The following is a 20,578-nucleotide window of genomic DNA, read 5'->3' as shown; positions in this document are numbered from 1 at the left end:
TTCTGCACTGAAATAGTGAAGAGTTGAATATCTGCTTCATAATTGTGATAAGGGCGCACCATAACGGTGCGCCCTTTTGCGTTTTTCATCAAGAGAAAGTAATAAATTATTATTTATCAATAATTTAATAAATTGGCACGCACCTTGGATTAATAAAGTAAAAAGGATGACTGCTTCAGAGAGGATGCGATGAAACTAATTAATGCGATTATCAAACCATTCAAATTAGATGATGTTCGAGAGGCTTTGGCCGATGTGGGTATCGAAGGGATGACGGTATCAGAGGTAAAGGGTTTTGGACGTCAGAAAGGTCATACAGAGCTTTATCGTGGTGCAGAATATCAGGTGGACTTTTTGCCTAAAGTGAAGCTCGAAATCGCGACACAGGCAGAAAATGTCGACCGCGTGATTGAAGCGGTATCGAAGGCTGCACATACCGGAAAAATCGGTGACGGAAAAATCTTTGTCTATGACCTGAGTCAGGCAGTGCGAATCCGTACTGGTGAAATGGACGCTGAAGCACTTTAAGAATTCAAAGGACTGGAGACACAACAATGGAATTAACAACGACAGTAACGGAGTTACGTTACGCACTCGACACTTTTTTCTTCCTCATTTCAGGTGCGTTAGTCATGTGGATGGCAGCAGGGTTTGCTATGCTTGAAGCGGGTTTAGTTCGCTCCAAAAATACAACTGAGATTTTAACTAAGAACGTTTGTCTTTATGCGATAGCCTGTACCATGTACTTGGTAGTCGGCTACAACATTATGTATGTTGATAACGGTGAAGGGGGATGGTTCCCTTCATTTGGTGCACTCATTGGTACGCAAAGCGAAGGTGCGGACCATTCTTTAGAGTCTGACTTCTTCTTCCAAGTGGTGTTTGTTGCAACGGCTATGTCTGTTGTGTCTGGCGCAGTCGCAGAGCGAATGAAGCTATGGTCATTCTTAATCTTCTCTGCAATTTTAACGGCATTTATCTACCCAATGGAAGGTTACTGGACTTGGGGCGGTGGTTTCTTATCAGAAGCAGGTTTCAGCGATTTCGCAGGTTCAGGTATCGTGCATATGGCAGGTGCTGCTGCTGCGCTAGCCGGTGTTCTACTTCTAGGTGCCCGTAAAGGTAAATACGGTAAGAATGGTGAAATCTATCCAATTCCAGGCTCGAACATGCCTCTAGCGACATTGGGTACCTTTATCCTTTGGTTTGGCTGGTTTGGTTTTAACGGTGGTTCTCAGTTGATGGTCTCTGACTTTGAGAATGCAACGGCAGTAGGTCAAGTCTTCCTCAACACAAATGCAGCAGCAGCGGCTGGTGCGATTGCTGCCCTTCTTGTGTGTAAAACAACGTGGGGTAAAGCTGATCTCACAATGATTCTTAACGGTGCTTTAGCAGGTTTGGTTGCCATTACTGCCGATCCTCTGTCGCCATCACCAATCTATGCAGTAGCCATTGGTGCTGTATCAGGTGCTCTAGTCGTGTTTAGCATCATTGCTCTTGATAAGCTTAAGATTGATGATCCAGTGGGTGCGATCTCTGTTCACGGAGTGTGTGGCTTCTTCGGCTTGATGGTGGTGCCTCTAAGCAATGGTGATGCAACGTTTGGGGCTCAACTATTAGGTGCGGCGGTTATCTTTGCTTGGGTGTTCTTTGCTAGCCTTGTGGTTTGGGCGGTATTGAAGGCAACGATCGGAATCCGAGTATCTGAAGATGAAGAGTTAGAAGGGATGGATATGCACGACTGTGGGGTAGGTGCCTACCCAGAATTTGTGACTGTGAAGTAAGTCAGAATAAGACATAAACTGTTACAAATAAAATACTCAAAAACCTGCTCTAAGAGGCAGGTTTTTTTGTTTTGCATCATTGTTTTCTAAATCATCATGAATATAATAACGCAACTGATAAACGTTATCATTACGAAGTTAAAGGACTGAACCAATGAAAAAACTGCTAACTCTTTCGGCTCTAGCGTGTGCGACATTAGCACCGACAGCGATGGCTGCAGAAGAAGTGAACGTGTACTCTTACCGTCAACCTTTCCTAGTTGAGCCTATGTTCAACGAGTTCACTAAAGAAACAGGCATCAAAGTTAACGTTAAGTTCGCAAAGAAAGGTCTAGCAGAGAAGCTAGCTCAAGAGGGTGAATATAGCCCTGCTGATGTGATCCTGACTGTGGACATCAGCCGTCTTGCTGAGTTAACTAAGCAAGGCTTGGTTCAGTCTGTAGAAAGCGACGTTCTTGAGAAGAATATCCCAGCTCAGTACCAAGATACTGACAATGAGTGGTTTGCCCTAACTACTCGTACTCGTAGCGTTTACTCTTCGCGTGACCGTGTTGGTAAGCTAGGTGATGATTTCACGTATGCTGATCTTGCTAAGCCTGAGTTCAAAGGCAAAATTTGTACTCGTAGTGGTAAGCACCCTTACAACGTTTCTCTAGTCTCTTCTATGATTGCTCATAAAGGCGAAGCGGAAACTAAAGAGTGGCTAGAAGGCGTTAAAGCTAACCTAGCGCGTAAGCCTCAAGGCAACGATCGTGCACAGGTGAAAGCGATCAAAGAAGGTCTATGTGACGTTTCTCTGGGCAACAGTTACTACCTAGGTAAGATGGTTAACGATAAAGAGCAAAAAGCATGGGCTGATGCGGTTTACATTAACTTCCCTAACCAGAACACAACTGGTACTCACGTAAACATCTCTGGTATGGCAATGGCTAAGTACTCTCCAAACAAAGAGAATGCGCTTAAGTTGATGGAATTCCTAGCGGGAGATACAGCACAAGGTATGTACGCTGAAGTGAACTACGAATACCCAGTAAAAGCCGATGTGAAACCTTCAGATCTGGTTGCTTCTTGGGGTGAGTTTAAAGCGGATACGATTTCTCTGGATGAAATTGCTGAGCACCACGCCGCTGCAATCAAGCTGCTTGATGAAGTCAAGTTTGACCTGTAATCATTAACGCTTCATATCATTCAAGACGGCCTCAAGTCGCTCTTTTACAAGGGTTGCTTGAGGTTGTTTGTTTATAAGGGTATAACTGACCCTTAAGCGTATTAAAGGTATATGAGATGTATTAGCAAATGCATTCGAGTTATATATACCGATGATTATTAAGCAATGAAAGAAAATAATTATTTATGGAAAACCAGTAGTGGGACGCTAGCTCTGCTACTGGTTTTGCCGATCTTAGCGATATTCTTTACCGCGGTTGGCGAAACAGATGAGCTGTTCTCTCATCTGATGTCAACTGTGATGCCAACCTATACATTCAATACCGTGGTATTAGCGTTGGGGACGATGGCTCTGTCCCTCGTATTTGGTATTCCTTCCGCGTGGATTATGGCGATGTGTCGCTTGCCCAGTGAACGTATTTTACAATGGGCGCTGGTGTTACCTTTAGCCATGCCAGCTTATATTGTGGGTTATATCTTTACCGATTGGCTCGACTTTGCTGGGCCCGTGCAAATCTTACTTCGTGACCTCACTGGTTGGGGGCCGGGAGATTATTGGTTTCCTGATATAAGAACACTGACGGGGGCGATTATTGTTCTCGCTCTGGTTCTGTATCCATATGTTTATTTACTTTGCCGCGCGGCTTTTATGGAGCAAAACGTTTCCTTGCTGCAATCAGCACGCCTGCTGAAATGCTCGCCATGGGAAAGCTTTCGTCGTATTTCACTGCCGCTGGCTCGTCCTTCAATGGCGGTTGGCTTATCACTAGTGGCCATGGAAACCATTGGTGACTTTGGAACGGTGAGTTACTTTGCCGTTAACACTCTAACAACGGCGGTTTACGATACTTGGCTTGGGTATTCTAGCTTGACAGCGGCAGCGAAAATTTCTGCCATCATGTTGGTGTTTGTCATCTTATTGCTCAGCACAGAGCGTTACAGTCGCCGTAAACAAAAACTGTTTCAGAATCAGTTTAGTAGCAGAGAAGATTTTCGTTACGAGCTAAGCGGCTGGAAAAAATGGCTAGCACTCACTTGGTGTTGGGGTATCGTCGCCATTGCCTTTCTTCTGCCTCTGTTACAACTGTCTATCTATGCCTATAAGTATTTTGCTCAGAGCTGGACACCTGAATTTCGCGAGTACGCATTAAACAGCCTTTATGTTTCTTTAAGTGCTGCTTTTATTGGTGTGGTGGTCGCGCTTATTGTTAATTTTTATAGTCGCTTGTCTAACAACCGCCAGAGCATGGCGTTTATGCGTTTATCATCAATGGGGTATGCCGTGCCAGGTACTGTACTGGCCATTGGTGTTATGGTCTCTGTGTTATTGATGGATCACTTCGTCAATGATATTGCCAAATATATGCAGTGGGGCCGGCCAGGGCTGATATTTTCTGGCTCTATGTTTGCTCTTATTTTTGCTTTAGTGGTTCGATTCTCTGCGGTAGCGATCGGCAGTATTGAAAGTAGCTTGAATAAAGTGTCTCCATCGTTGGATATGGCTTCTCGTACTATGGGGTGTAACTCCAATCAAATGCTATGGCGTGTGCATTTTCCATTAATTCGTCGCGGTGCTTTGATTGCTGGGCTCCTTGTGTTTATTGAGTCGATGAAAGAGCTGAATGCTGCGCTACTCTTAAGGCCTTTTAACTTCGAAACATTAGCTACTTACGTTTACAATTTTGCCTCTGATGAGCAGCTGGAATTAGCGGCGTTACCTGCTGTCCTGCTGGTTTTAGTTGGCTTGATTCCCCTTGTTATGGTTAACCGTTCACTGGAGCATACACACTGATGAGCTGTGCATTATCGATCAATAACTTAACTTGTAAGTACGATGAGCAGACGACTGTACTTGAATCCTTATCGTTGAATGTAGAACATGGGGAAATTGTGTGCCTTTTAGGGGCAAGTGGCTGTGGTAAAACGACTTTGCTTAAAGCCATTGCTGGCTTATTACCACTCAGCTCGGGTTCCATGAGTTTGAATTGTCTGACCATTGATGATGGTGAGAATTGGTTGCCTCCAGAACAACGCAATATAGGTATGATCTTTCAGGATTACGCCTTGTTTCCTCACCTGACGGTTGAGGACAACGTGGCGTTTGGTCTTAAGGCGCTGACTAGCGAAGAGAGAAAAGCTAAAGTGGCGGAGATGCTGGAGCTGGTGCACCTGACTGGCTATGGCGAACGTTACCCGCATCAGTTATCTGGGGGGCAACAACAGCGTGTCGCGATAGCTCGTTCGTTGGCTTATAAGCCTGATTTACTTTTGCTGGATGAGCCCTTTTCCAATATTGATACTCAGGTTCGTCATGAGTTAATTAGAGAAATACGTAAAATCTTTAAGAAGCAAGGTGTTACTGCAATTTTCGTCACACACAGCAGAGAAGAGGCGTTTGCTTTCGCCGATAAGATGGCGGTTATGAACCATGGTGTAATTGAACAATATGGCACTGCGAGTGAATTGTATTACCAACCGTCAAGTAAATTTGTAGCCGACTTCTTAGGTGGTGGCAGCTATCTGATCGCGAAGCGTGTATCTGAGTCTGAGTTTGAAACCGAGTTAGGTTTGGTTGAGGCGCAAGCGCAGCAGGAAATTCAGTTACAAGCGGAATGTGAGTTATTGTTGCGTCCACAGCATGTTCAAATCAGTGCCACAGAAGAAAGCAGTGTGACCGTTTTAGAGCAACAGTTCATGGGCGACCATTGTCGTTATGTGATTGATGCTAGCGGGAGTCGATTACTGGCTAGTTCGGCGGAACCTTTGTCGATAGGGCAGCCTGTCTCGGTCAAAGTAGAGACGCAAGGCGTACTGGCTTTTTAAATAACAAAACACCCAGCAAATCGCTGGGTGTTTTGATCTCTAGGCTAGTTACAGTTGTAAGAATGTTTTGAACTGTTCAACGATGCCTTCTGCGGTCTCCTTGTCCGCCATCTCTGCAAAGATACGCAGAAGAGGCTCGGTACCAGAGAAGCGAGCAATCACCCAACCACCATTTTTGAAGTAAACCTTAGCCCCATCATCATAGCTGACTCTCTCTATTTCAAACTTAAACTTCGGCAATTGCTTCTCGACGTAAATCTTGTTGTGTAGATGCAGCTTTTGACCACTTTTGAAGCTGCAATCACCTTCGGCTGTATAGGCATAACCGTATTTAGCGTAGATTTCGTCTAAGAGCTCTGACAGTTTTTTGCCTGTGACAGAAATCATTTCTACTAGCAAGCTTGAGGCGAAGACACCGTCTTTACCTTTAATGTGACCACGAATGGTTAGGCCACCAGAGCTTTCTCCACCGATCAGTGAGTCATCGGCTTCCATTTGTGAGCTAATGTGTTTGAAGCCAACGGGGACTTCAAAGCTCTTCTCACCATGGTCTGCTGCTATTTTGTCGAGGATATGAGTGGTCGCAATGTTACGTACAACAGAACCTTTCCAAACTTTGTACTCCAGCAGGTAGTAGTAGAGCAAAATAAGCACTTCATTGGGATGAATGAAGTTGCCTTTTTCATCAATGATACCTAAGCGATCAGCGTCTCCGTCCGTACCTATACCTATGTCGTAACCTTCGGCGGCGACAAGGTGCTTGAGACGATACAAAGTCGCAGCACTCGGTGAAGGCATTAATCCACCGAAATCAGGGTTCTTGCCGTCATTGATAACATCAACGTCACAGCGGCCATTGATCAGTACAGTTTGCAATGCGTTTTTCGCCACACCAAACATAGGATCGATCAACACGCGTAAATTGGCTTTTTTGATCGCTTCTATGTCGATAAAGTCGATGATTGAATCAACAAACTCGTTCATGGGATTGATCAATTGAATCAGTTTATCTTCAACTGCTTGATCAAACTCGACGGAGGCTACATGCGCTAAGCTTAAATTTGCGATCTGCGATTCGATCTTTTCTGTGATGATTTCATCAGCGTCACGCCCCCCTTCAATAAACACTTTGACGCCATTGTAGTCGGCTGGGTTGTGAGAAGCGGTGATACATGCGGAATAAGCGCAGTTCATCTCTTTCGCTTTGAACATCACGATTGGGGTTGGAACAAACTTGTCGATAAAGCTGACGGTGATGCCATTGGCTGCGAGTACTTCCGCGAACCATCGCCCGGCTTTGTCTGAAAGGAATCGGCGATCGTAGCCAATCACAAAACCACGCTCGGCAACTTGTTCATGGTTAATGATGTTCGCCACGGCTTGAGCAACTAAGCGTACGTTGTCTTTAGTGAATTCTTCACCGATAAAAGCACGCCAGCCGCCAGTACCAAACTTGATCATATCTATAATCCTTTATTTATCGCGAAGAGCCTCTGTGAGAGGCTCATTGGGTAGTTAACCAAGCACAACGACGACGTTGTTTACGCTACCTTTTGGCTGTACGGGTATTGTGGCGCCAGACACTTTTTCTCCATTGACTAGGATCGATTTGACCCCTTTGCTCACTGAGTCTGGGTTCTCCACTTTGATGTTGTAAGTCGCCTCTAGCCATTGGCGAGTTACTTCAAAACCGGGCCAATCAGTTGGGATACATGGGTCGATCGTTAAGCTATCGAATCCTGTACGCACACCAAGAATAAAGTTGGTGACTGCGAAGTAAGCCCAGCCGGATGTCCCTGTTAGCCAAGGGTGGTTAGCTCGGCCATGCTCTTGGTGATCGCGCCCCATAATGAACTGTACGTAGGAGTATGGTTCAGCGATGCGTTTTTCGATGATGTCGTTTTGGTTGTATGGGTTGAGTGCATCGTAGAATTTCATTGCACGGTCACCACGGCCTAATTTTGCTTCTGCAACCCAAGCCCATGGGTTTGGATGTGAGAAGATAGCGCCGTTTTCTTTCACGCCTTGATAAACGCGAGTCACGAAGCCGATGTCATCGTTAGGAGTGGCGAAAGACGGCGAGTTTAGGTGTAAGCCATACTCTGAGAATAGGTTCTCATCAACCGCATCCATCGCTTTCTCACCACGCTCTTGAGAAACGGCACCAGACAATACTGCTAGCGTATTTGACTCTAAGTGAACTCGACCTTCTGTTTGCTGAGCAGTACCGATCTTGTCACCATCTTTAGTCAGACCACGGATGTACCAACCGCCTTCATCATCCCAAAGGTGTGTCTCACATGCTTCACGAACGTTCGCTGCCATTTCCGTGTATTTCTCAACGTCGGTTTGTTTACCTAGGTATTTCGCTAGGTCGATAAACTCTTGTAGTGCCCAGAAGTGGAGGAACGACACCATTGAAGATTCACCACCTCCTAGGTTCAGGCAGTCGTTCCAGTCTGCGCGTAGACCTTTACAGATACCGGTTTGACCTACGTACTCAGCCGAGAAGTCTAGAGCAGCTTTCATGTGGTCATAAACGCTCGCGTCGCCACCATCTGCGTAAGGGAGCATTTCGTCGAAGAAGCTGTGCTCACCGGTTTCCATCACGTATTTACAGATGGTTGGCACTAACCATAGGTGGTCATCAGAACAGGTGTCTTCAATGCCGTGGATTTTGTCCTCGTCAGATGGAGTCGGAACAACCGTTGGTGACTTAGACGGTTTCACGTCTGCTTTCTCTGGATCGAACCAATCTGGATCGAATAGGTGTAGGCCGTACCCCGCTTTTACTTGGCCGCGTAATAGGTCAACGATACGTTTACGCGTCATTGCCGGGTTGGCGTGAGGTACGGAAATCGCATCTTGCGCGGTATCGCGGTAACCAAGACCAGTGCGACCACCGACTTCGATGAACGACGCAAAGCGAGACCACACGACACAAGTTTCTGCTTGGTATAGCGTCCAAGCGTTGATCATTGTATCTAGGCCTTCGTTTGGCGATGTCACTTGGAACTTGCTACAACGCTCATCCCAGTGTGCTTTGATACCAGCGAAGGCGTTGTCGACTTCAGCAAGGTCTTGGTATTTAGCACGCAGACGCTCTCCGTTGCCTTTACCTATACCTAGAATGTAGGCAAAGCGTACTTCTTCACCAGGCTGGATAGTAAACTGCTTATGCAGAGAGCCGCAGTGGTTGTAACACGTTTGCGCGGTGTTGAAACATTGACCTTGTTCTACGGCTAGCGGGTTTGCTTCGTCGCGGTATAGACCTAGGAAACTGTCACGTTGGCCGTCGTATGAATCTGGGTCAAACGTCGAAGCTAGGTAGTAGAAACCTTCGGCATCGTTGGTATTGTAATACAGGTCGTACTCAATCACGCCCTCGTTGTAAGCCGTGCCTGCTGAGTACAGAGACATCTGATGGTTTTGGTTATCAGATTGAATGTGGCTGAATGAGAACTCAACAAAAGAGAACGCGCTGATGGTACGTGGTTTGTTAGAGGTGTTTTTAATCACTACATCCCAAATTTCAGCATCTTCACCTTTTGGTACGAATAGAGTTTTGGTTGCGATAATGTCGCTGTATTCACATTTGAACTTAGAGTAAGACAAGCCATGACGAACTTCGTAGCTGGCTTCATCTAAGCTTTTTGCAACGGGTTGCCAAGAGATTGACCAGTAGTCCCCCGACTCATCATCACGCAGGTAAACGTAGTGCCCCGGGCGATCGAATGTTGCGTTAGGGCGGAACTTAGTAACACGGTTGTATTCTGGAGAGTTGTAGAATGAGTAGCCGCCCGCGTTGTGCGAGATAACCGTACAGAACTTCTCTGTGCCCAAATAATTTGTCCATGGTGCAGGGACATCAGGGCGAGTGATGACGTATTCGCGATTGCCGTTATCGAAATAGCCGTATTTCATGTTTTATTCCTTTTCCTACTGCCACTGAAGCCGTGGCCTAATATATTTGCTAGAGAAAACTGCTAAGGGCTATGGCCGTCAGCAAAAGTTACTTCCAAGGGTTGCGATAATTGATGCGTTGCTTATCCAATAAATATAAGTGGCCTTTCAGTCTTGCTTGATAGTTGTGCCAGTCGCGATGTTCTTTCATTGTCCAGCAAGCTTCCGCTAGTGCTGTGAGACGAGGGAACACCATATAATCAAGCCGTGGTTGATTGTGGATTAGTTCACACCATAGAGCGCACTGAATACCAAGAATGCGTTTACGTATTGGGTCCTCATCTGGAATATCCGCGAGGGGTTCATAGCGGTAAGCGCTTTCAAGTGGAATGACGTTTGCCCAGTCAACCCCCGGCTCTTCTGGTGCGTAATCTTGGGCCATATCTAAATAGGTGGACTGAGCTGGCTGAAGGATGACATCAAATCCTTGTTTCGCGCATTTGAGTGCAGCGTCTTCACTCAGCCATGAATAGATGACAGTATCTTTACTGACTTTGTCGCCATGTTGGGCTTCCTCCCAACCAACCATGCGTTTGCCGAGTGAGCGTAGCTTCTGCTCGGCATAGCGAAGCAGGTGTCCCTGCAGTTCTTTGCTATTCTGGTAACCTTCAGATTCCATCAGAGCTTGGCAGTTTGCGCTTTGTAGCCAGACACCATCGGGCACTTCATCGGCGCCTATATGCACCCAAGGTGCAGGGAACAGCTGGGCAACTTCTTCGAGTACTTTATCGAGAAACTCATACGTACCAGGAATTGCAGGGGAAAGTACATTGTCGGTGTAATGCTGAATACTGCGAAATTCTGACTTATCGCTAGGGTCACAAAGCAATTCAGGCAATGCTTTAATCGCTGCGCGGCAGTGCCCGGGAATATCAATCTCTGGAATGACGGTGATTCCGCGCTCTTGAGCATAAACAATCACTTCACGCACTTGTTGCTGGGTATAGTAACCGCCATACATGCTAGATAGGTGGCTGAATTGAGGCTCAAGTGTCGTTGTTTGACCACGATGAGCTCCTACTTGTGTTAGCTGTGGAAATGCGTTGATTTCCAGCCTCCAGCCTTCATCATCGGTTAAGTGCCAGTGAAAAGTGTTGAATTTGTAATGAGCGAGTTGATTGATCAGCCTTTTGATATCTTCGAGCGGATGAAAGTGACGGGCGCAGTCAAGCATCATGCCGCGATATCTAAAGCGCGGTGTATCCACGACTTTGACATACGGAACCGAGAGTTGATGGTTTTCCTGTTTGATTAACTGCATTAAGGTTGCGCTCGCATGAACAAAACCAGCTGCTGAGGCGGATTCTAGCCGGATGCCTGTGGCAGAAATGAATAACTGATACTGGCCTTCATCGAGGGTAGGGTTATTGCGAAACAAAATTTCGCTTTGACCAATCGTTTTAGCTTGATAGCCATACAAAGTCTGGAGTTCGTCTTCGAGCCATGTTGCTGCTTTTTCAGCTTGAGCGGTTTGGAGAGTGATTTGACTGGCGGCAGATAAATAAAAAACGCCCTCCTGATAGCTAATATGATTAGGCATAGGTATCAGCGCATGTTCGGCCGCTGTGGTCGGAGATAACTGAGTACGTTCTTGGTAAGGGGAGGCGAGCACTATGGGTGTTATTGAAACCGGCAATTTAATGGCACCATGCTGGTTGAGCACTAACGCATCTTTCAACCCATCAGTATAGAAACGTAATGGGGCAGTATTGATGCTAAATTCGCAATAATAATGCTGATTGGCCGCCAGAGTGTAATTATCTGGTTCAACAACACAAAAGCTCCCTGTTTGCTTTATTTGCCCGTTAGTGAAGCTATCAGGAAGGATGTATCGGTCAATGATAAACTGTAATTGCCAGTTCACTAGCGCTTGTTCAGATAGGTTGTGCAGGGTTAGACCAAACCGGCAGTAGTGTTTGTGTTCTGATAAAACAGTAAGGTCAATGCGATAGCTCATGATAACCTCTTAATACAAATTGTGTTCAGGCTTGCTTGCAAACATCAAGGCACCTTCAATCGCGTCGAGCTGTGGCTCAACAATCCATTGTTGGACAGGAGGAGAAAGCCAATCGTAAATGCGTTCTGCGATACTCCCCATTAAACAAATTCGTGTAGCTCCTTTGCGATGAAGAGCACAAATGAACATTTCGATATCTTCAGCAGTCTGCTTAAGCAGTGAAAGTGCTAATGGGTCAGCGCTTTTAGCGTAGTGAAATATTGTTGGTGAGAATTGGCCATAATCCCGAGGCAAGGCATGTTTAGACCAGCTAACAATCTGATCAACATCGTTGGAGAAATGAGCCATTACCTTATGACATAGCGGAGTTTTCTCTTGAATACCATCCTCTGCTAGTAAGACTTTCTGGATGAGCCTTAGCCCCATAATTGCGCCACTGCCTTGATCGGAAATGGGAAATTCGCGACCACCAACGACATGTTGTTCGCTACCAGCCAAGTAAATGCCACACGATCCTGTGCCCGCGATCATGATGGCGCCACTATCTCCGTTGTGGGCGCCTAAGCAGGCACCATAAGCATCAGTATTGAGCACCAGTGAAGCAAAAGGGTGAGTAAGAGCCATGAAGTCATGCCAAGCGGATTTTTGTTCGGCTCCTGCAAGGGCTAAACCTAAGTGCATGTATTGGAAGTGGGTATGATCTAAGCCTACACCTTGGGCGGCTTTGGAAGTCGCTTCGATAATGGAGTTAAGTGCAATGTCTACACCAAGCAAAATGTTGGCACTACCACTTTTGGCTTCGCCTAGTAACTTTCCGTGTGGATCTCTGATGCGTACGCGACAGGAAGTGCCACCACCATCCACACCAACATAATAATGCGTCATCTTAGTGCTTCTCCGTGGATTGAAAATGCGTGTGTTGGGCGAGTATGGCTAGCAGGAACCATGCGCCATGAGGGAGCCATTGCTCACCCCAGCGCCAGTTCTGTAGCATGTCATCTTTGTGCTCATTAGGGTTAAAAGCGATCCCTTCGGCGTCATTAAACCCTGCAGTGATACCATTGCAAATGCCGCCTTTGGCATTAAAGAAACCGAGATGGGGTAAGTAGTCAGGGTTGTTATGTCCATGACCATCTAACATACACATGTCATACGGATTTAGCCCAAGAATCCAGTTAAGGGCGTGCTGTGAGAAATCAGTTAATGCTTGTTTGAGGTTGGTATCGGTTAAGTGAGTTTGAGCAAGGTATCCCATGCTGGCTAATGAGGCTAATCGAGCATTTTCTCCTTGCCACCAGTAACCACTCTCATTGTCTTGCGCGATGAAAAAAGAGTCTCGCTTGCTTTGGCTGATCCCTTTGACGTACTGACGAGGATAGCCGAATGGGTTAGCGACTTTATGGGTAATAGATAACTCGAAATGGCAAGCTTGTGTGAGCGTTGCTAAGACGGATTCATACAAATCTGAACGGTTTTCTATCTCTAAATATTGGCACAATGCAATCGCGGGCAACCCAGCTTCGGCTGCATGATAATAAGGTCTAGAGCCATCGCTGTTGGCCGACCAGAAGTGCTGAATGTAAGCATCAGAGTGTTGGCGCTGTGTGAGACGTTGAGCCCAGTCGCGACTTTCCTCTAAATAGTGAGTATTGAGTGTGGTCTTATAAAGCTCGGTTGAGGCGAGCAAAGCGCAATACTCATCAATGATATTTTCTTCACCATCATCAAGGTAGTAGCGATTGCACTCTTTGAGGTGCTGGTAGCCTAATTCAGCAGTATGGAGGTATCGTTGAGTGCTGAATTCTCCTTCTTTACCTAATCGGGCGGTGGCTGCCAACGCTGCAATGCTCGCTCCTGCGCCTTGGCGAAAGCCCGCTTGAAAATCCTCTGATTTATGGCCTTCTTGTGTGGTGTAGGCACAAATTTCGCGTTGCTCTGGATCTTTTGACCACTTATCAAATACCGTTGTGTAGAAATAACCGGACTTATGCTGCATTCTGACCAAAAAATCAGCACCAAATAGAGCTTCTTCTTCCATCCTTGAGCGAGTGTAGGAAGCCAAGCTAGTACTGGATTGGCTCAACTCGAGGCCTTTAAGAATATTCCAAACCACAATTGGAATCTGTTGAGGATTAAGGTAGTTAGCATAAGAAAGGTGGCTTAGGTATTTGCTGACATCACCTGATGCGTCATACCAACCGCCACTGACATCCACGCGTTCTTCAGTATTGAACAGTGGAACACTTTGATCCTGACGATCGTAGATGCCGCTACTGCGTTGGGATTTAAAATAGTGCAGTACGTCTGAAAGCGTGGAGGTGAAGAGCATATCTTGATCGATCGAAAAAATAGAGGACTGACAACTATTGTATTTGAGGTAGTAGCGCCCTAGTGTTTTCACGTTGGAAAAATCAATGCGAAAAAAATATCCCTGGTGCCAATTTGCGACTCGAGTGCCAGTCTCGACATCCAGTGACGCAACAGTCTGATGACTATCTGCACACACCAAAAGGGCAGTGGAAGATGGTAGGTTGGGTACATCTGCCATCAGAATAGCCTGTTTTGGTCCCAGGGATTCATAACCAATGTGGTTAGTAAGTAGCAGCATTGAAATCTCCGAGTGAGTTAGGTGAAGCCAGCCACTCTTGCTGACTTCGATATTGTTTTAGTGTTGGTACAAGTAACAGCGCACAAAGTGGTTGTCTGACAGTTGAGTGACTTCCGGAAGCTGCTCACGGCATTGACTAGTGGCATGTTGGCAACGTCCAGCGAATGGGCACCCTAGAGAGCTTGGAGTCCAAAGAGGGATTTCGCCCTTATTGCCTTTTAACTTTTCGTGAATCGATTTGCTTGGATCTGGTACTGCTGAGACCAATAGCTGGGTGTATGGATGCTGAGGGTTGTGAATTATCTCTTCGGTGTCCCCCCATTCAACCATATGGCCCACATACATCACGGCAAGATCTTCGGCAATGTAACGAGCTGTAGCGATATCGTGAGTGATATAAAGCAGCGACATCTGCTTCTCAAATTTCATTTCTTCCATTAAGTTGAGCACACCAGCTCGAATCGACACATCCAGCATTGATGTTGGTTCGTCGGCGAGTACCACCTCTGCACCCACCGCAATGTTGCGCGCAAGATTAACCCTTTGGCGTTGTCCACCAGATAGTTGGTGGGGAAATTTCTGAGAGGTTTCTTTAGGCGGGATCAGCCCGACTTGTTCGAGTAGATCGTAAACGCGCTCTTCAAGCTCTTTCTTATTACCTGGCTTCACTTTTTTGTGAATCAGTAATGGACGGGCAATGTGGTGAAAAATGTTGTGGGTTGGATTTAAAGATCCAAATGGGTCTTGCCACACCATCTGAACCCCTTCTCGGTAAGCCATCAGATCAGATCGAGAATCAATCGTTTTGATATCTCTTCCTTTGTATTCAATGGTTCCAGATGTCGGGGCATACATTTTTGCGATCATTTTGGCTGTGGTTGATTTACCTGAACCAGATTCGCCGACCACTGAAAGGCCACGACTTTTATACATTCTGAATGATACGTCGTTGATTGCACGCATCATGGGTTGTTGTAGTGCATTGCTGTTAATCGGAAAATCCTTAACTAGATTTTTTCCTTCGATTAGTAGTTCGCCAAATTCTTTGCTCATCATTCTCTCCAGTATTTTTACTTTGTTGTCTCGTGCCAGCGCTAGAGTTTGGCTTGGGCGATAGGTTCGCCATAAAGGTGGCAGTTTGAGAAACGATTTGGCTCTATTTGTTTCAGTTGAGTTGGTATCTTGGTACAGGTTTCATGTACGCGATCACAGCGGGCTTGGAATCGACAACCTTGGGGGATTTCAAGCAAGTTAAGCGGATTACCTGGAATACCAGTTAACTTAGTTTTAGGGCCAGTTAATGGAGGGAAAGAGCTACCTAGTCCTTTGGTATATGGATGGTACGGGCTCTCGAGAATTTGCTTTGATGGAGCAACTTCGATTAATTCACCCGAGTACATGATACCAATGCGATCAGAAAACTCGACCATCAAAGAAAGGTCATGAGTAATGAATAAGATTGAGAATCCAAACTCTTCTTTCAGAGCGTAGATTTTCTGTAAAATCTCGCGCTGAACGACCACATCTAACGCCGTAGTGGGTTCGTCCATGATGATCATTTTAGGGTTGAGTGCCAAAGCAATTGCAATAACTAAACGCTGGCGCATACCACCGGAGAACTGATGTGGATAATCTGTCAGTCGACTTGGATGAATATCGACGATTTCCAACAAGCCTTCAGCACGATTACGAGCTTGTTCTCGTGTCATATTGGTGTGGCGCATGATCACATCGCAAAACTGCTCTTCCATCGGAAGAACGGGGTTTAATGCGTTCATGGCGCTTTGGAAAACCATTGACATTTCACTCCAGCGAAAGGCCTGCATACGCTCATCGCTGTAGTTGAGAATGTTCTCACCATTGAAGATAACTTCACCGCCAGTGATAAATGCGGGTGGCTTATGTAGGCGCATCAGTGAGAAGGCCACAGTGGATTTTCCGCAACCTGATTCTCCGGCCAAACCGAAGACTTCACCAGGCGCGATATCAAAGCTGACATTGTTGCAAGCACGGACGTCGCCAGCTGCCGTAATATAGTCAACACATAGGTTACGGATAGAAATGAGTGGTGCTGTCATGATTATTTATCTCCGCTCCAAAGTGCACTTTGTGGGGCCAATTCTGGCTCACGTTCTTTTTTGTCTTGCTGAGCAAGTTTTTTCCAGCGCTTCATCCCTTTGTGAGAGCGCAGCTGTGGATTGGCGATTTCATCGACCGCGAAGTTGAGTAAGGCCAAGCCAGTAACGAGTAGGACTAGAGCAGCACAAGGGGCAAACAGTTCCCACCAAGCGCCAATCAACATTGAAGATGAGGTCTGAACGTTGTAGAGCATGATGCCCCAACTCACCGTATTCGGGTCGCCTAATCCAAGAAATGAGATTGTTGCTTCCATCATGATGGCGTACATAACCGAACCGATAAAACTTGCACCGACAATCGGGATAAGGTTAGGTAGGATCTCTACAAAGATGATTCGCCAAGATGATTCACCAAGTACCTCTGCCGCTTTAACAAACTCTTTTTCTCGTAAAGCTAAGGTTTGCGAGCGAACGACTCGCGCTCCCCAAGCCCAAGCAGTGAGGCCAATGATCATCGCAATGGTTAATGGACCCGCTTCGCCAATAAAGGCCGCGAGAACGAACAATAGTGGGTATTGTGGAATGACCAGCATGATGTTCATCGCTGCGGTTAGGATGTCATCGATACGTCCCCCGAAGTAGCCTGCAGAGATACCAATCACTGTGGCGAGAAAACACACGGTGATACCGGCACCAAAACCTACGGCGAGAGATACTCGCGCACCATGGATAAATTGAGACCAGACATCACGTCCCATGCGTGTTGTACCGAGAGTGTGATCCGCTTTTTTTGACATCAGCAGGGTTCGGCGGTCTGTGGCAAGGTTTTCTGCTACCCAGCCATCTGGGTTGGCTTGAGCAGCCTTAACAACAAAAGCAGGATATTCATGTGGGTTACCTGTACGTTTATCAGGTGCATGTTTGCTAAGTAGCGGCGCAGCAAGAGCGATGAACAAAAAAACACTGATGATGAAGCTACCAACCAGAGCGATTGGGTTACCTATGATGAGTTTGATGAATCCCTTCATGATTATTTACCTCCCTTACGTAGGCGAGGGTCGAGTACAACGTAAAGCATGTCAGCCAGTAGGTTAAAGAACAGCATAAACAGCGTCATGATCAGTAATTGACCTTGAAGCACCTGATAATCACGGGCTTTGATCGCATTGAACAGTACCGAGCCTAGGCCTGGGTAGTTGAAGATGATTTCGATGATGAGCTGGCCACCAATAGCCATACCTAATGCCATTGATAAAGCGGTGACACTCGGTAATAAGGCATTACGAGCGGCATAGTTGAACACGACGCGGTTCTCGCTCAATCCTTTGCCTTTAGCCATGGTGATGTAATCTTCTGCAAGAAGGTTAATCATGTTGTTTCGCATATTAACGAGGAAGCCACCTATTTGGACAACAGCTGCGCAGAATAGGGGCAAGACTGCGTGATAAGCCACGTCTTTGATGAACGCCCAGCTTGTCCAGTCAGGTAAAGTACCAGCGGTGTACGCATACCCTGTAGGGAACCATTTCAAACCAATAGCAAAGATGAACATGGCGAGCATGGCAATCACCACTTGTGGTACAGCTTGGATGATCAGCATTCCAGGAGTAATGAAGGCATCGTACTTACTGCCTCGTTTCCAAGCGGCATAAATACCGAGAATGGAGCCTAATGAAAAAGATAAAACAACGGCGGTACCCGCAAGAAAGAGTGACCAGCCAAAAGCACTTCCTAGCAACTCATTCACAGATAAAGGGTAAAACTGAATCGATGTTCCCAGCTCCCAGCTGAGAATGTTCTTCATATACGCGATGTATTGAACAAATAGTCCACCATCAACAAAACCGAGCAGTTCTTTCATCGCGGCAATGCGCTCTGGGGTCACTTGCACTGATGCATTTGCGAACATCATGGTGACCGGATCGCCCGGCATCGCGCGGGGAATAATAAAATTAAGTGTTGCTGCAACTAATAGTGCGACAAAATAAAATGACAAACGTCTTAAAAAATAGCCCATAACTTACACCTTACTGACCCAGATATTTCCTGTTTCTGGTTTCAGGTCGCTCCTAGCGAAAAGCCAAAATCGAGAGCGAACAATCCCCTGACGACTGGCGCCATACTTTAAATAGTCAAAAGTTAGGGGATAAAGCGGTGCACGGGATGTGCACCGCAAAGATTGAACGTTTACTTAACTGGTTTTAGGTCCAGTACGTGAAGTAGACGCTCAGGGATACCAGCCCAAATGTTTGGACGGCCCTTCGGATTGTCTTTATTCCACCAACCTGTGAAGCGTGTTGTGTTGTACTGATACATGTAGGCACCAGACATAACAGGCACGGTCACTTGGTCTGCGGCGATGATTTTCTGGATACCATGAGCAATTTCTAGCTGCTCACCCTTGTCAGCGGTTTTGTAGAAGCTGTTAAGAAGTCCATCAAGTTTATTGTTTTTGTAGAAGTGCATAGCAAAGCGAGGCATGCCGTCACCAGATTGCAATGATGAGTTGTATGCACTGTTCCAGTAAGTATATGGATCTGCACCGTGGAAGTAGTTGGTGTACGATACGTCGTATGTTCCTTCCAACATAGCTTGGTTGTAGACAGAGAAATCAGGTGTACGTGCTTTCGCTTTAATACCCACTTCGGCCAGCTGTTCAACTGCCAGTTGAACTGTGTTGTTGAAGTCTGTCCAACCATTTGGTGACTGAATTAGCAGCTCAAATGATTTGCCAGATGGGGTATCGACGAAACCATCATTGTTGACATCTTTAAAGCCAGCTTTGTTTAGAAGATCTTTAGCGCCCTTGACGTTGTATGTGTTGTATGTTTTGTACTTGTCGTGAACTTTTTCATCTGACCAAGCTTCAAAGGCATAGCCGAGGCCAGAGGCAAAGTCATTCACTGTGCCACCACCGTAGAAGGCAATATCGATGATAGTCTGACGGTCTAGAGCCATTGAGAATGCACGGCGAAAATCGACATTAGTTAATGCTTCGTTTTTCGCTGCGTCTGGGTTCTTGAAGTTAATCACGAATGCTTGAGTACCTGCTGGTGGATACCAGTACTGGTGATTTGGACTAGAGGCTGCGTAGGTGCGGTCGATGTCTGGAATGAAGGATGAAGTCCAGTCCATTTCTCCGTTTACGACCTTGCCTAGGAACTGATCGTTGTTTGCAATTTGAGGCACGCGAAGACAATCGACTTCTAGGTTGTCGGCATCCCAGTAGTTTGGATTGCGACACTGGATGTACAGTTGCGCAGTGAAGGTATCGATCTCAGTGAAAGGGCCTGAACCAACAGGATTTTCATTGGTAAAAGTGGCTGGATCTTTTACGTCTTTCCAAACGTGTTCAGGAACAACAGGTACCTTGGCAATTTCGTAAGGAACGTTTGAGTTCGCTTCAGTTAGGCGGAACTTGACTTGGTAGTCATTCAGCTTTTCAACGCTAGCTACCCATGAGTTGATACCACTTTGGTCAAGCTCTGGCTTTTCTTTAACTAAATTAAAAGAGTAAACCACGTCGTTCGCATCAAATGCCTTACCATCTGACCACTTTACCCCTTTGCGAATGTCAAACGTTACGCTCATAAGATCGTCAGACATTTTGAAGTTTTCTGCCAAACGGAATACTGGTGTGTTGCCGTGCATTTCATTAAATACAACAAGGGGTTCGTATAGAAAGTCCGTTGTTGTGTGTAGGTTAGTGGCACCTAGGAATGGGTTAAAGTTGCGGACAAAAGTGGTGAACTCTTTAGGGTGTACTGTTAATTCACTGCGCTCAGTAGCCGTTGCGACAGAAGTAAACCCAGTTGTCGCGGTTGCAATAATTGCTGTAGCTAGTGCAGTTTTTTTTATGTTGGCAAGCATAGCTGTTCCTTACTATTTGCTTTCATTTCACTGTATGGAAGTTGATGGTTCTTAATAAATAGACATTTCCTAAACACCTACCTCAATCTTCATTCCCTCATACCGAAGGAGTCGAGGGTATTGAGTGGCCTGTAGGCCTTAGGCAAGTTAAGAAAACACCTTTACGTTAAATTTGGCAATTAGCTTTCTCGTTAAAAACGTTAAAAAGTACCCAAACGACGTTAATAACGTTGATTCGTCCTTTTTTTAGTCTGTTGTTGACGTATTGTTAAATTTGAGTTCACTCGCACGATTCACTGATCTTAAAATTATATGTGAGTGCTCACTA

15 protein-coding genes are annotated in these 20,578 nt (G+C 46.0%); 5 read left to right on the top strand and 10 right to left on the bottom strand.

Annotated elements, in window-relative coordinates:
- Nucleotides 1-189: 189 nt before the first annotated feature.
- The 5 genes from glnK (at nt 190) to L1D31_RS14410 (ending at nt 5,774) form a co-directional block, all read left to right on the top strand.
- The gene (glnK, locus tag L1D31_RS14430) at nt 190-528 is read left to right on the top strand and encodes a P-II family nitrogen regulator (protein WP_004742633.1); all 339 of its coding nucleotides are present in this window, start codon (nt 190-192) and stop codon (nt 526-528) included.
- A 26-nt stretch (nt 529-554) separates the two neighbouring features.
- Nucleotides 555-1,784 (top strand): ammonium transporter, encoded by a 1,230-nt coding sequence (locus L1D31_RS14425; RefSeq protein WP_239837792.1) that lies wholly within the window; start codon nt 555-557, stop codon nt 1,782-1,784.
- Between the two features lie 154 nt (nt 1,785-1,938).
- Nucleotides 1,939-2,952 carry a Fe(3+) ABC transporter substrate-binding protein gene (locus L1D31_RS14420; RefSeq protein ID WP_239837791.1) on the top strand — a complete coding sequence of 338 codons (1,014 nt, stop codon included), beginning with the start codon at nt 1,939-1,941 and terminating at the stop codon, nt 2,950-2,952.
- Nucleotides 2,953-3,117: 165 nt separating this feature from the next.
- Nucleotides 3,118-4,743: an iron ABC transporter permease gene (locus L1D31_RS14415; RefSeq protein WP_239837790.1), complete on the top strand. Its 1,626-nt coding sequence runs from the start codon at nt 3,118-3,120 to the stop codon at nt 4,741-4,743.
- Nucleotides 4,743-5,774 carry an ABC transporter ATP-binding protein gene (locus L1D31_RS14410; protein ID WP_239837789.1) on the top strand — a complete coding sequence of 344 codons (1,032 nt, stop codon included), beginning with the start codon at nt 4,743-4,745 and terminating at the stop codon, nt 5,772-5,774. Before L1D31_RS14415 ends, L1D31_RS14410 begins: the two co-directional genes overlap by 1 nt.
- Before the next feature lie 48 nt (nt 5,775-5,822).
- Here the strand turns inward: L1D31_RS14410 and L1D31_RS14405 are convergent, their stop codons facing one another.
- From L1D31_RS14405 to L1D31_RS14360, 10 genes are all read right to left on the bottom strand, one after another.
- The gene (locus tag L1D31_RS14405) at nt 5,823-7,235 is read right to left on the bottom strand and encodes a phosphoglucomutase/phosphomannomutase family protein (protein WP_239837788.1); all 1,413 of its coding nucleotides are present in this window, start codon (nt 7,233-7,235) and stop codon (nt 5,823-5,825) included.
- Between the two features lie 54 nt (nt 7,236-7,289).
- Nucleotides 7,290-9,698: a N,N'-diacetylchitobiose phosphorylase gene (locus L1D31_RS14400; protein ID WP_239837787.1), complete on the bottom strand. Its 2,409-nt coding sequence runs from the start codon at nt 9,696-9,698 to the stop codon at nt 7,290-7,292.
- A gap of 88 nt (nt 9,699-9,786) precedes the next feature.
- Complete coding sequence (locus L1D31_RS14395) at nt 9,787-11,694, bottom strand: family 20 glycosylhydrolase (RefSeq protein WP_239837786.1); 1,908 nt, start codon at nt 11,692-11,694, stop codon at nt 9,787-9,789.
- Between the two features lie 9 nt (nt 11,695-11,703).
- On the bottom strand, nt 11,704-12,579 hold the full coding sequence (locus L1D31_RS14390; RefSeq protein ID WP_239837785.1) for an N-acetylglucosamine kinase: 876 nt from the start codon (nt 12,577-12,579) through the stop codon (nt 11,704-11,706).
- A 1-nt stretch (nt 12,580) separates the two neighbouring features.
- Nucleotides 12,581-14,302, bottom strand: a complete 1,722-nt coding sequence (locus tag L1D31_RS14385; protein ID WP_239837784.1) for a glycoside hydrolase family 9 protein — start codon at nt 14,300-14,302, stop codon at nt 12,581-12,583.
- Nucleotides 14,303-14,359: 57 nt separating this feature from the next.
- Nucleotides 14,360-15,355, bottom strand: a complete 996-nt coding sequence (locus L1D31_RS14380; protein WP_239837783.1) for an ABC transporter ATP-binding protein — start codon at nt 15,353-15,355, stop codon at nt 14,360-14,362.
- A gap of 41 nt (nt 15,356-15,396) precedes the next feature.
- The gene (locus L1D31_RS14375; RefSeq protein ID WP_239837782.1) at nt 15,397-16,380 is read right to left on the bottom strand and encodes an ABC transporter ATP-binding protein; all 984 of its coding nucleotides are present in this window, start codon (nt 16,378-16,380) and stop codon (nt 15,397-15,399) included.
- A 2-nt stretch (nt 16,381-16,382) separates the two neighbouring features.
- The gene (locus L1D31_RS14370) at nt 16,383-17,408 is read right to left on the bottom strand and encodes an ABC transporter permease (RefSeq protein WP_239837781.1); all 1,026 of its coding nucleotides are present in this window, start codon (nt 17,406-17,408) and stop codon (nt 16,383-16,385) included.
- A 2-nt stretch (nt 17,409-17,410) separates the two neighbouring features.
- The gene (locus L1D31_RS14365) at nt 17,411-18,397 is read right to left on the bottom strand and encodes an ABC transporter permease (protein WP_239837780.1); all 987 of its coding nucleotides are present in this window, start codon (nt 18,395-18,397) and stop codon (nt 17,411-17,413) included.
- 170 nt (nt 18,398-18,567) lie between these two features.
- Nucleotides 18,568-20,250 carry an ABC transporter substrate-binding protein gene (locus tag L1D31_RS14360; protein ID WP_239837779.1) on the bottom strand — a complete coding sequence of 561 codons (1,683 nt, stop codon included), beginning with the start codon at nt 20,248-20,250 and terminating at the stop codon, nt 18,568-18,570.
- Between the last annotated feature and the right edge of the window lie 328 nt (nt 20,251-20,578).

The sequence above is a fragment of the Vibrio sp. Isolate23 genome, assembly GCF_022398095.1.
In the GTDB taxonomy this organism is placed as follows: domain Bacteria; phylum Pseudomonadota; class Gammaproteobacteria; order Enterobacterales; family Vibrionaceae; genus Vibrio; species Vibrio coralliilyticus_A.
Note: the sequence above shows the minus strand (reverse complement) of the source record. Positions and strands in the feature narration are given on the sequence as shown.

What these genes read in the sequence shown, in the direction of transcription:
- L1D31_RS14375 (WP_239837782.1), bottom strand. Translation starts at nt 16,380, where the DNA reads ATGACAGCACCACTCATTTCTATCCGTAACCTATGTGTTGACTATATT.
- L1D31_RS14420 (WP_239837791.1), top strand. Translation starts at nt 1,939, where the DNA reads ATGAAAAAACTGCTAACTCTTTCGGCTCTAGCGTGTGCGACATTAGCA.
- L1D31_RS14390 (WP_239837785.1), bottom strand. Translation starts at nt 12,579, where the DNA reads ATGACGCATTATTATGTTGGTGTGGATGGTGGTGGCACTTCCTGTCGC.
- L1D31_RS14380 (WP_239837783.1), bottom strand. Translation starts at nt 15,355, where the DNA reads ATGAGCAAAGAATTTGGCGAACTACTAATCGAAGGAAAAAATCTAGTT.
- L1D31_RS14400 (WP_239837787.1), bottom strand. Translation starts at nt 9,698, where the DNA reads ATGAAATACGGCTATTTCGATAACGGCAATCGCGAATACGTCATCACT.
- L1D31_RS14410 (WP_239837789.1), top strand. Translation starts at nt 4,743, where the DNA reads ATGAGCTGTGCATTATCGATCAATAACTTAACTTGTAAGTACGATGAG.
- glnK (WP_004742633.1), top strand. Translation starts at nt 190, where the DNA reads ATGAAACTAATTAATGCGATTATCAAACCATTCAAATTAGATGATGTT.
- L1D31_RS14405 (WP_239837788.1), bottom strand. Translation starts at nt 7,235, where the DNA reads ATGATCAAGTTTGGTACTGGCGGCTGGCGTGCTTTTATCGGTGAAGAA.
- L1D31_RS14365 (WP_239837780.1), bottom strand. Translation starts at nt 18,397, where the DNA reads ATGGGCTATTTTTTAAGACGTTTGTCATTTTATTTTGTCGCACTATTA.
- L1D31_RS14385 (WP_239837784.1), bottom strand. Translation starts at nt 14,302, where the DNA reads ATGCTGCTACTTACTAACCACATTGGTTATGAATCCCTGGGACCAAAA.
- L1D31_RS14360 (WP_239837779.1), bottom strand. Translation starts at nt 20,250, where the DNA reads ATGCTTGCCAACATAAAAAAAACTGCACTAGCTACAGCAATTATTGCA.
- L1D31_RS14415 (WP_239837790.1), top strand. Translation starts at nt 3,118, where the DNA reads ATGAAAGAAAATAATTATTTATGGAAAACCAGTAGTGGGACGCTAGCT.
- L1D31_RS14425 (WP_239837792.1), top strand. Translation starts at nt 555, where the DNA reads ATGGAATTAACAACGACAGTAACGGAGTTACGTTACGCACTCGACACT.
- L1D31_RS14395 (WP_239837786.1), bottom strand. Translation starts at nt 11,694, where the DNA reads ATGAGCTATCGCATTGACCTTACTGTTTTATCAGAACACAAACACTAC.
- L1D31_RS14370 (WP_239837781.1), bottom strand. Translation starts at nt 17,408, where the DNA reads ATGAAGGGATTCATCAAACTCATCATAGGTAACCCAATCGCTCTGGTT.